The sequence below is a fragment of the Paenibacillus camerounensis genome, from assembly GCF_000723885.1.
Lineage (GTDB): Bacteria > Bacillota > Bacilli > Paenibacillales > Paenibacillaceae > Paenibacillus_AQ > Paenibacillus_AQ camerounensis.
The window spans coordinates 1-10,944 of sequence record NZ_CCDG010000046.1 but is presented as its reverse complement, the minus strand read 5'-3'; the positions used below and the strand labels follow the sequence as shown (position 1 = coordinate 10,944).

Annotated in this window: 7 protein-coding genes and 2 rRNA genes; 8 read left to right on the top strand and 1 reads right to left on the bottom strand. The window is 49.6% G+C overall.

The features are described from left to right. Positions 1-83 (top strand): 23S ribosomal RNA (locus tag BN3772_RS17810); the annotation flags it as partial. 197 nt (positions 84-280) lie between these two features. Continuing rightward, a 5S ribosomal RNA gene (gene rrf / locus BN3772_RS17805) occupies positions 281-397 on the top strand. Positions 398-517: 120 nt separating this feature from the next. Here rrf and BN3772_RS17800 read toward each other — a convergent pair. Continuing rightward, positions 518-2,254 (bottom strand): methyl-accepting chemotaxis protein, encoded by a 1,737-nt coding sequence (locus BN3772_RS17800; protein ID WP_042201115.1) that lies wholly within the window; start codon positions 2,252-2,254, stop codon positions 518-520. 192 nt (positions 2,255-2,446) lie between these two features. Between BN3772_RS17800 and BN3772_RS17795 the strand changes: the two genes are divergently transcribed. From BN3772_RS17795 to BN3772_RS17770, 6 genes are all read left to right on the top strand, one after another. Then, positions 2,447-4,258 carry a sensor histidine kinase gene (locus BN3772_RS17795; protein WP_052380573.1) on the top strand — a complete coding sequence of 604 codons (1,812 nt, stop codon included), beginning with the start codon at positions 2,447-2,449 and terminating at the stop codon, positions 4,256-4,258. Next, on the top strand, positions 4,255-5,754 hold the full coding sequence (locus tag BN3772_RS17790) for a response regulator transcription factor (protein ID WP_042201114.1): 1,500 nt from the start codon (positions 4,255-4,257) through the stop codon (positions 5,752-5,754). Before BN3772_RS17795 ends, BN3772_RS17790 begins: the two co-directional genes overlap by 4 nt. A gap of 177 nt (positions 5,755-5,931) precedes the next feature. Then, positions 5,932-6,897, top strand: coding sequence for an ABC transporter permease (locus BN3772_RS17785; RefSeq protein ID WP_042201112.1), 966 nt, complete (start codon positions 5,932-5,934; stop codon positions 6,895-6,897). 12 nt (positions 6,898-6,909) lie between these two features. After that, entirely contained in the window at positions 6,910-7,779 is an 870-nt protein-coding gene (locus BN3772_RS17780) for a carbohydrate ABC transporter permease (protein ID WP_042201110.1), read from the top strand. 47 nt (positions 7,780-7,826) lie between these two features. Further along, positions 7,827-9,497, top strand: coding sequence for an extracellular solute-binding protein (locus tag BN3772_RS17775; protein WP_042201109.1), 1,671 nt, complete (start codon positions 7,827-7,829; stop codon positions 9,495-9,497). A 204-nt stretch (positions 9,498-9,701) separates the two neighbouring features. After that, positions 9,702-10,787, top strand: coding sequence for a glycoside hydrolase family 28 protein (locus BN3772_RS17770; RefSeq protein WP_052380572.1), 1,086 nt, complete (start codon positions 9,702-9,704; stop codon positions 10,785-10,787). The last annotated feature ends 157 nt before the right edge of the window (positions 10,788-10,944 follow it).

The window sequence follows — 10,944 nt, the reverse complement described above, 5'->3', positions numbered from 1 at the left end:
AGACGACGAGGTAGATAGGTTGGAGGTGGAAGTGCAGCAATGCATGGAGCTGACCAATACTAATCGGTCGAGGGCTTATCCAATAAACTACCCCAAAAAGTGAAGAAGAGGCTGACGAAGCCGATTCCGATTACTTTCCGGGGGCCCCATAACAAGGGCAAACGCATCTTTGTTTCGGATTCAGTTTTCAGGTGATCAAGCCTGTAACGCAACGACATTGATTGACACTTCTGGTGTTGAACCAAATGTCTAGCGGCAGCGTCTGTTTCACAGACGCATGTTTGGTGGCGATGGCGGAGGGGTTCCACGCGTACCCATCCCGAACACGACCGTTAAGTCCTCCAGCGCCAATGGTACTTGGACCGAAGGGTCCTGGGAGAGTAGGACGCTGCCAAGCACATAAAGTCATTGTTGAGTAATCGACAATGACTTTTTTGTTGTTCCTGACACCATACCGGTGCCTTTAATCTGCAATACAAAAAGCCGGGGATAAATCGCCGGCTTAATCATATATAACTTATACTTTGAATTTATTGATCTGCTCCTGCAGCTCTTCTGCCATCTTGGAGAGGGCGCTGGCTGAGGAAGCAATCTCCTCCATGGAGGCAAGCTGTTCTTCTGTTGCAGCAGATACATTGTGTACTTCACCTGATGACTCTTGCGCAATATTCGAGATTTGTTCCATATACCGGACTGACTCATCCGTGCTGGCTGACATTTCTTCTGAACCAGCGGATACCTCCTGAATTTCGCCTGCCACCTTGTTTACCACCTCAGTAATCTGCCCGAATGCTTGTCCGGCGGCTGTAACAATCTCAATCCCGGACTCAGTTTCACTGCTGTTTACTTTTACAGCCTCTATGGCGTGGTTTGTATCATCTTGAATGAGCTGTACGAGATCTGTAATCTTCTGAGCCGATACTGAGGATTCTTCTGCCAGCTTACGCACCTCTCCAGCCACAACGGCGAATCCCCGTCCATGCTCACCGGCACGCGCAGCCTCGATAGCCGCATTCAAGGCAAGCAGGTTGGTCTGACGGGCGATATTATTGATTACTCCGGTAATGCTGCCAATCTCTGCAGAACGTTCTCCCAGACCGGTAACCAGTTCTGTCAGAGAAGCGATTGAAGTGCGGATCGAGCTCATTTGTTCTACTGCCTGGTGGACAATCCGGTTCCCTTCTGACGATTGATTCGCGGCATCTACAGCTGATACGGATACACTCTGGGCAAGCTGGGCAATTTGCTCGGAGCCCAGGGACATTTCGCTCATCGCCTGGGAGGAGCGCTTCACTATGTTGACCTGCTCTGTTGTACCTGCCGCCAGCAGCTCAACGGTTTCAGAGATTTGCTCGGAAGCCTTGGCATTCTGCTCTGCACTTGCAAGCAGTTCCTCTGAAGATGCGGCTACCTGCTCTGAGGTCATGGAAACGGACTGAATCATTGCACGCAGGTTGCCTGTCATGGAATTAAAGGAAGCAGCCAGCGTGCCGAGCTCATCCTTATTTTTAAGCACAATCGGTTTACCTGTTAAATCCCCGTTTGCAATCAGCATTGCCGAAGCATTCAGCTTCTGAATCGGTCTTGCAATAATGCTTGCAATGAAGAACGCGATAAATACGGCAAGCAGGAAGGAAATAACCGTTACCGCTAAGATAACATTAAAGGCTTGTTCTGCAGATACCAGTGAATATCTTGTAGCCTCCTCTGATAAGCCGTTGCCTAGCGTAATCAGCTGAGCAATCGTATCATTGGCGGTATACCATAACGGATAGGACTCGGAATGAAGTCTGCTGGCTTCTCCGTAGTCGTTAGCGATACCGCGTTCAATGAAGGCTGGCATTTTCGCTATATACGAGTCATAGTTTGTGCTGAACGTATCATACATTGCGATTGCATCTGCGTTTCCTTCAAGAAGGGAAATAAGCTCTTTGCGCTCATCTTCAATCTTGTCCTGCAGCACCTGCAGGGCTTCATTCAGCTTCTCAACTTCACTTTCATCCGTCTCAACGATGACAGCAAGGGCGAGACGCTCTACATCTGAGACATCCCCGTTCATCATACCCAGCAGGCTGACACTCGGCATCCACTTCTGGTCAATTTCTTCAGCGCTTTGGGACATCCCCCGAATCTGGGCCAAGGCATAGATGCTTACAAAGGCAAGCAATGCAGCTACTATCAGAAACCCCGTTAATAACTTCATCCTAATGGTAAGCCTTAATTTCTTCAATACACTTCCCTGTCTGTCTGTCATGCGCTCTTCCCACTCCTCAACTTGGCAAAAAAATATAGGTCTTTAATGTTTATCGACAGCTTTACATTGGAATTGTAGCTATATTAATTTGATATTCTTAAATTTAATCAAATACGCGAATGTTGACTTTCGATCTCTCTATCATGCATTGTATTAATGGAAATCCAATCATTCTGAGCCGGAGGAAGAGAGATGGCAGACAACAGGCGGCGGCTGTTTAAAAAATCCTTGAAATTCAGCACAAAGCTGATTATTGCCTTATCAGCTGCTAATATTCTTATTTCCAGCATTGCAGGCATCATTACGTACCGTATCCATTTATCACTGTTCAATGACGAGGTAAGCCGGCAGTACTATATGACCACAGAGCAGATTCTTGCCCAGCTGGATTCCAGAGTCAACGATATGTATAGGGTGACCGATTATATTACCTTGAACCCTTCGGTAAGCCAGGCTGTGATGGAGCAGACTGAAAGATCCGGCTCTTACGAACGTCTGAAGCTTGAGCAGATGCTGGATAAAGAGATTTATCAGGTACGTCTGGATGCACCTGAGATCATGGCTATCCGCATCTATGATTTAAAGGGGAATATTCTTAACCTGGGCTCATTTTCCGGCCGGTTCAATAATTTTACTAGCTCGTTCCGGGATGATATGCTGCTGCGGCTGCAAGCGACCGGTGGAGAATATGTTTGGAGCCGCGCAGTTGAAAGCGATTTCCTGCAGGGCGGGAATACGGCTAACGTGGTGTTAGCCGGTAGACTTATGAGGACGTTCGAATTGGACACTTACGGAATAATGCTGATTTTGTTCAATAATTCTCTGTTTGAGTCACATATGAAGGATTTGCGCATTCATGAGGATACTGAAGCTTATTTATTTGACGGGGAAGGCAGGCTTGTCTATACGTTGAACGGTTCGGACAATGCAGCAGAACCTTCCCTGGCTGATATGCCGGCGGCAGGAAACATAGTGCGCAAAGAGCATGGTGTATCTTTCATGTATACGAGGCAGGTATCAGAAAAGGTTGGCTTTACCCTGGTGAGTAAGGTATCTCTGGCACAAATCCAGAACGGCAGCAGAGTGATCCTGCAGGTGGCGGTGGCTTCGGCATTAGCCAGCCTTATCAGTATGGGCATTATTATTACGGTGATAAGCCGTATGCTGCTGCGTCCGCTGGGCAATCTGGTGCGGGGAATGCGGCATGTCAGGGAAGGCAGGTTCGAGACACGGGTTCAAATCCGCAGCCGTGATGAGCTGGGTTTTCTGGGAGAAAGCTTCAACAATATGACTGTCCACATCGAAAATCTGATCTATGAAATATATGAACGCAAAATTAATGAAAAGGAAGCGGAGCTAAAAGCAATTCAGGCACAGTTGAACCCTCACTTTCTGTATAACACGCTGGGTATGTTCTTCTGGAAATTCTATATGCTGGGTGATGAACGCTCTGCCCGCCTGATTAACGGCTTGTCGGAAATGCTGCAATATACACTGGAGCCGGTCAGCCAGATGACCACGCTGCGGGATGAGCTCAGGCAGATTAACAATTATCTGGAGATACAAAAGGAACGCTACCCGAATTCACTTACAGCCGACATTAACATTCCGGATGAGCTGATGGGCTGCCGGATGTTCAGACTGCTGATTCAGCCCATTGTGGAAAATACATTTGTTCATGCCTTCGTCAACAAAAAGACAGACCGACGTCTGCGGATTACCGCGAGTACCCGTGCTGAAGGAGAAGGAGGCGGGACGATGCTTGTTCTGGAAATCAGTGATAACGGCAGCGGAATGAGTCCGGAGACGATTGAACGTATTTTGCAGCCCCTGCCTGAACATGTGAACGATAAAAGAAAGCGGATAGGTACGGGAAGCGTCATCCGCCGGATTGAACTGGCCTATGGTGCCCCGTATGGAGTTGAATTTGAGTCGGTACAAGGGGAAGGAACGATGGTTCGGATTAAGCTGCCCTACCGGCTGCAGGAGAGTGAAGAGCATTGATTGGTAAATTGCTTGTCGTAGACGATGAAATCTGGTTCCGTGAAGGTCTGGTGCAGCTGATCTCAAGCAACCAGCTCGGCTGGGAGGTCATCGGGGAAGCGTCTGACGGTGAGGAGGCTATGCAGGCGGTAGCCCTGTATAAGCCAGACCTTATTATAACAGACATTAATATGCCGGTAATGGACGGGCTGCAGTTCATGGAATGGCTGTCCCGCACTCATCCGGATATCAAGGTAATTATTCTGACCGGCTACCGTGATTTTGAATATGCCCAGCGTGCATTGCGGTACGGAGCGGTGGAGTTTCTGCTTAAGCCCTTTTCGCTGGATGAGGCCTACGCCGTCTTCCGCAAAGCGTATGAGAGCCTGCGCTTAAAACAACTAAAAACCAGAGTTTCTAGACAGGTGCAGCAGACTGAGCTGTTCCGGGCTGCATTATTCGGGCTGCCCTGCGAGCGAACGCTCAGAGAGAATTGGGAGCGGCAATGGCAGGAGGCGGATTTTTGTATTTTACAGATCGATGGCTATGAGCAGCCTGGCAAAATCTATTCTCCAGGGGATATAGGCCTCCTCCACTATGCGGTAACAAATATTCTGCAGGAGCTGCTGCAGAGGGAGATTGTAGAAGGTCTGTATTTTCCTTTGCGCAAGGATAGCTTTGCTTTCCTGATGAAGCCCGGCTCCAGGGGGAGGATATATCGCCAACATGTACAGGAGGCTTTGCATAGCTTCATTGAAATCAAGGCAGGCTGGCTGGAGATGGGGGTAGTACAGCAGTTTACAGATCTGGCGAAGCAATACGGAACGTTTTCTAATGCAGGTAACGAGACTATAACCGATCTGGAGGCCGTAGACGGCTTCGCTCTGCTAAAAGAGGAGCTGCTCGCCTTGCTGGACACCAGTGATTTACCGGCGGCCGAGCACAGGCTGGAGGCCTATGTGAACCAGGCGGCTTCCCTCGGTCTCCAGAAATGCAAGACCAGAATTTATACGCTGATCACGGTCTTTTCCAGTATCCTGCTGACGGAATTTAAGCATGTTAACGTAGCAGTAGCCGGCGAGGAGCTTAATCCTGCCCGCATTCTCAAAGCTCAGACCGTACAGGAGCTGGTATTCTGGGCCAAAGGTAAATGCGCGGAGTTTGTCGGTATTTTTGATGAATGGCTGAACAGGCAGCAGGACAATGCCGTGCTCCAGGCCAAGCAGTACATTGAAATCCACTATCAGGGCGACTGCTCCCTGCAGACTGTCGCTGCACATGTGCATGTAACGCCCAATTATCTTAGTAATCTGTTCAAAAGAGAGACCGGAACCGGCCTTACGAATTACGTCGCCCAGCTGCGGATTGAGGAAGCCAAGCAACTGCTGCAGCGGAGCCGCCTGCGGATGACGGAGATTGCAGAACGGGTCGGTTTTGATAACTCCAGCTATTTTACAGTTGTGTTCAAACAGATGACCGGGGAATCGCCGCGTGAGTTCCGGAAACGGTTTGAATAGATATTAATCCCATACTGCCGTCTTGCAGCCATCCGGTCCTTCATCTGCCGGATGGTTTTTTGTGTGTAGAATTTTTAAAAAACATCGTAGGATTTTAAATGTTCTTGCTGTGCGCGCCCGGTACAATCAATGTATAACCAATAAACAAAGAGCAACACGATAGGAGAGGAGTACCTGATGGAGATTACCAAAGCAGCTCCGGGCACATACCCGGACGGTCCCGAAGCAAAGGGGCGATTTAACGGCCCTAAATGGAAACGCTTCAAAACAAACCTGCCCCTGCTGCTGATGTTCACACCGGTCATTCTGTTTTATCTGATTTTCCGGTATGCGCCCATCGGCGGGCTGATCATTGCTTTTAAGGACTATAACTTTTATGACGGCATCTTTAACAGTCCATGGGTCGGCTTTCATTACTTTGAGGTTTTGTTTCAAGATCCCCGGACCCTGGAGATTATCCGTAACACGTTGATGCTCAGTCTGCTGAGCCTGGCGGTCGGGTTCCCGATTCCGATTATCCTCGCGATCATGCTCAATGAAGTCCGCAGCATGACGTTTAAGCGTACAGTCCAGACCATTGTGTATATGCCGCATTTCCTGTCATGGGTCATCATTGCCATGCTGGTATCGACGGCCTTTGCCATGGAGAACGGACTGGTCAACCGGATCGTCGAGCAGATAACTGGAGATGTGTATCCCTTCATGTACGAGAAGTTCTCGTGGGTTTCGATTTTTGTTGGGTCAGGTATCTGGAAGGACATGGGCTTTAATGCGATTATCTTCTTGGCTGCACTATCCGCCATTGATCCCAGCCTGTATGAAGCCGCAGCTATGGACGGGGGAGGGAAGATGCGGCAGATCTGGCATATCACACTGCCCGGCATCCGTCCCACAATCATCCTGCTGCTGATTTTATCGATGGGCCGGGTAATGGAGGTAGGCTTTGATCAGGTATTCATGCTCCAGAATGCGAATGTGAACCAGATTGCCGATGTAATCAGCACCTACATCTACCGGATAGGTCTGCAGGGGGCACAGTTCAGCCTGACGACAGCGATGGGATTATTCGAATCATTAGTGGCGTTTATACTGGTATTCACAGCCAATACGATCGCCCGCAAATTTGATCAAGGCCTATGGTAAGGAGGGTACCCGATGCGGGACAGCAGAAGTGAGAAGCTCTTTTATTTAATGAACTATGTACTATTAACGATTATAGCTTTAAGCTGTATTACTCCGCTTCTGAACGTAATAGCGTTATCGCTCAGCGGAGCGGATGCGGTGGCCAGCGGCAGGGTCACACTCTGGCCGGTGGAGTTCAGCCTGTCCTCTTTTAACAGCTTGTTCACAGGCACTCCGATTATGCGTTCCTTCTGGAACAGTGTACAGATTACTGTAATTGGTACGGCGCTAAGCATGCTGGTTACAGTACTGGCTGCTTACCCCTTATCGCGAAAACAGTTTTACAGCCGCCGTTTTTTTACACTGGCAATGGTGTTCACGATGATCTTTAACGGAGGATTAATTCCCAGCTACCTGGTCGTGCAGAATCTGGGCCTGGTGAACAGCTACGCCGCATTATGGCTGCCCGGTCTGGTAAGCACTTACAATATGCTGCTGATGCGGTCCGCCTTTGAACAGCTGCCGGGTGAAGTGGATGAAGCAGCCAAAATAGACGGCTGCGGTGAAACGGGTATCCTGCTGCGGATTGTATTGCCGCTGTCCAAGCCGATGCTGGCAACGCTGGCGCTGTTCTATGGAGTCGGATATTGGAATGCCTTCATGAGCGTCATGATTTATATCAACGATACGGCGAAATACAATATGACGGTGCTGGTGCAGAATATGATCAAATCCACCTCGATGATTCAGGACTTTGCCGATCCGACCATGCTGGCAACGATGACACCGGAGGGGATCCGCTCAGCTGCCGTCATTGTCATGATTGTCCCTATTCTGGCGGTGTATCCGCTGCTGCAGAAGTATTTTGTTAAGGGTGTTATGCTTGGCTCTATTAAAGGCTAAAGGGCCGGCGTCTCCATATTTATACTACGAGAAAGCGGGGTTTCATCATGAGTATAATGAATAAACTGCCTAAGCTCCTGTTAATTGCAGGTCTGGGAGCCGGCTTGCTGGCGGGATGCTCGAACAACAGCAATAAAGAACCGGCGGCTGGAAATGCAGACAGCGGTGCACCTAAGGAACGGGGCAATATTTCATCCACCATCTATGACCGGGGCTCGGTTCCGAACGGAATGGGAACGATTGAAGACAATATGTGGACCAAATGGATCAATGAAAACGGGCCGGCCAATGTAAAATATGTAGCGATCCCGCGCTGGGAGTCACAGTCCAAATTGAACGTGCTTCTGGCCTCAGGCAGTGCGCCTGATCTGATCTTCGAATTCGGCACCAGCATCCGCAATCAGATGTTTGACCAGAAGCAGCTGATGCCGCTGGATGATCTGATCGAGCAGCACAGTGTAGAGTATAAGGCGCTGCTTGAAAAGTATCCGCAGCTCAAACAGGCAGGCATCAAATCAGACGGCAAGCTGTATGAATTCGGCCGCATGAATGAGGTGTACCCGCTGGTGAGCGTATTCATCCGCCAGGACTGGCTGGATAAGCTGGGGCTTAGCGTTCCTGCAACACAGGAGGAATTCCTGGCTGTAGCCAAAGCCTTTACGGAGCAGGACCCGGATGGTAACGGCGTTGATGATACTTACGGAATCGGCGGCTTCGAATTCGGGGACAATGCCGGATTATTCCGCTATATCTTTAATGCGAACTGGGTCAATCTGGGTGCAGACGGCGAAATTGAAGTCGGCCCGGAACGCCTGAAGGCTGAGGCAGAGTTCAAACGGGCGCTGTACGAAGCAGGCGTTGTAGACAAAGACTTCCTTAGCGATAAGGACGGGTCCAAATCGAAGCAGGACTTCCTGAACGGCAAGATCGGAATCTATGCTTTTATGACCAACGATTATATGGGCTTCGCCTCGCGTGAGCTGGATACCTTGATGAAAAATGTACCGGATGCAAAGCTTAAGATTATGCCGCTTCCTGTAACTTCAGCAGGACAATTCACTACGGTCTGGAACAACCCGGTGCAGATGACCGCAATCGTAAATGCCCGGGCCAAAAATCCGGAAGCCATCATGGAATATATTGATTTCCTGGTTAAGCCGGATACCGGACGCACGTTCCGCTACGGGATCGAAGGCGAGCATTATAACCTTGAGGCTGACGGCAGACCAGTCATTGTGGATCAGGAGAAATACAAAAACGAAGTAAGCTGGGCAAGCGATTTCGGTATGGTATACAGCCGTCTGGAGGAAGGGAAATACGGCTACGCCGAGACCCAGTTCGATGAAGCGATTCCTGCACAGAAGGAAGCACTGCGCCTGTTCAAGGAAGCGGTAGACACGTATATGACCGATCTGCCGGTGGGCGAAGGCTTGACGCACTCTGAGCATATGCCGCAATTACCGAAGGAACTGCAGGTTAAATTCAGCAATGTCACGGCAGCAGTACACGATATTTACACAAGAGCCATCATCAGCGGCAGCAAATATTCAATTGAACAAGCAGCACAGGACGCAGCCAAGCAATGGGAAACCGGAGGCGGTGCGGAAATTGTGGACTGGTACAAGGGGTGGTGGGATAAAGAAAAGGATAATGTGCTGATCTGGAGCGACTTCTACGAGATTTTTGAACAGCAGCAAGCCGCATTAAAAGTTGAATAACAGAACAAGTGACCGTCCGTATTCCTCCGGAATACCGGTCAGCCTAAGCAGCCTGCTTGATGCAGGCTGCTTTTTTTTGCGCCATAACAAGCTCGAATTTTACAAGTGCCGGGCTCTTTTATCCATTCATGGCTGAAGCCTACCGTGATACTATTTTTTTATTCAACATTCCAGAATCAAAGCGAGGGGAGAATCAAGAAACCTATGATTACTTTCAGCGATACCGTTGCCGATTATCTCCCGCCGGTTTTTACAAGATGGGAAGGGATGGAATGCTATAACTATTCCCCGCTGATCTATGCTATCGGCTGCGAGAATATCGCGGTTACCGGCGGGGGGACGCTTAACGGAAACGGCGAAGCATGGTGGCACTGGAAGCAGCTCCAGCAGACTGCAGCCGATAAGCTCTGCTATGCCGAAAGAGACGGGATTCCTGTTGAGGAACGAATCTTCGGTACGGAGGAGGCAGCCCTGCGGCCGTCGTTCATCCAGCCTGTCCGCTGCCGGAATGTGCTGATTGAAGGGGTTGTGATTCATAACGGCCCTCAATGGACGGTGCATCCGGTCTATTGTGAGAATGTCATCATCCGCGGAATAGATATTGTCAGCTGCGGCCCCAATACCGACGGGCTGAATCCGGACTCCTGCCGCAATGTGCTCATTGAGGACAGCAGCTTCGAGACCGGAGACGACTGCATCGCGATCAATTCCGGCATGAATGAGGACGGCTGGCGGGTCAGCAAGCCCTGTGAGAATATTGTCATCCGCAATTGTGTAATGAAAGAAGGACACGGAGGCCTTGTAATCGGCAGCGGAAAGTCAGGCGGAGTCCGGAATGTGTACGCCCACAGCTGCACCATCACCGGCGGAGACCGGGGCATCCGGCTGAAGTCGATGCGCGGCAGAGGCGGTTACGTGGACAATATCCGGTTTGAGCAGATTAAGATCAATAATGTTAGAGAAGAAGCTGTACAGATCAACATGTTCTACGGGTACAGTACCGTGGTTCCGCAAACCAGCACGCCTTCCGATTTCAGCAATATCAGTATTAAAGACATCAGCGGTGAAGGGGCTGCAATTGCCGTCGAAATCAAGGGTCTGCCTGAGCACCGCCTAAATAACATCAGTCTTGAAAATATAAACCTCAGCGCAGACCGCGCGTTGATCTGCAGTGATGTTGAGACCATCAGACTGAAGGGGTTCAAGGTTACGGCTGCTTCAGGCAAGAGCGTTGCATTTGCGAACGTCGGGCAGCTGCAGCTGGAGGATTACAGCGTAACTCTATATTAATGAAGTGAAAATTAGCCCAGATAATCAAGAAACCTTGATGTATCAGGGCTTTTTTGAAATATTACGCCAGAATGTATATGTTTTACGCTATCCATAATTCTTATCTTTCTCGCAGGAACGGTTACCGCCTTCTCTGAAGGACGGCATAGCCGTTTCT

Bases quoted from the DNA above. Each gene is read 5' to 3' on its own strand.
- BN3772_RS17780 (WP_042201110.1), top strand. From the start codon at position 6,910: ATGCGGGACAGCAGAAGTGAGAAGCTCTTTTATTTAATGAACTATGTA.
- BN3772_RS17795 (WP_052380573.1), top strand. From the start codon at position 2,447: ATGGCAGACAACAGGCGGCGGCTGTTTAAAAAATCCTTGAAATTCAGC.
- BN3772_RS17770 (WP_052380572.1), top strand. From the start codon at position 9,702: ATGATTACTTTCAGCGATACCGTTGCCGATTATCTCCCGCCGGTTTTT.
- BN3772_RS17785 (WP_042201112.1), top strand. From the start codon at position 5,932: ATGGAGATTACCAAAGCAGCTCCGGGCACATACCCGGACGGTCCCGAA.
- BN3772_RS17800 (WP_042201115.1), bottom strand. From the start codon at position 2,254: ATGACAGACAGACAGGGAAGTGTATTGAAGAAATTAAGGCTTACCATT.
- BN3772_RS17775 (WP_042201109.1), top strand. From the start codon at position 7,827: ATGAGTATAATGAATAAACTGCCTAAGCTCCTGTTAATTGCAGGTCTG.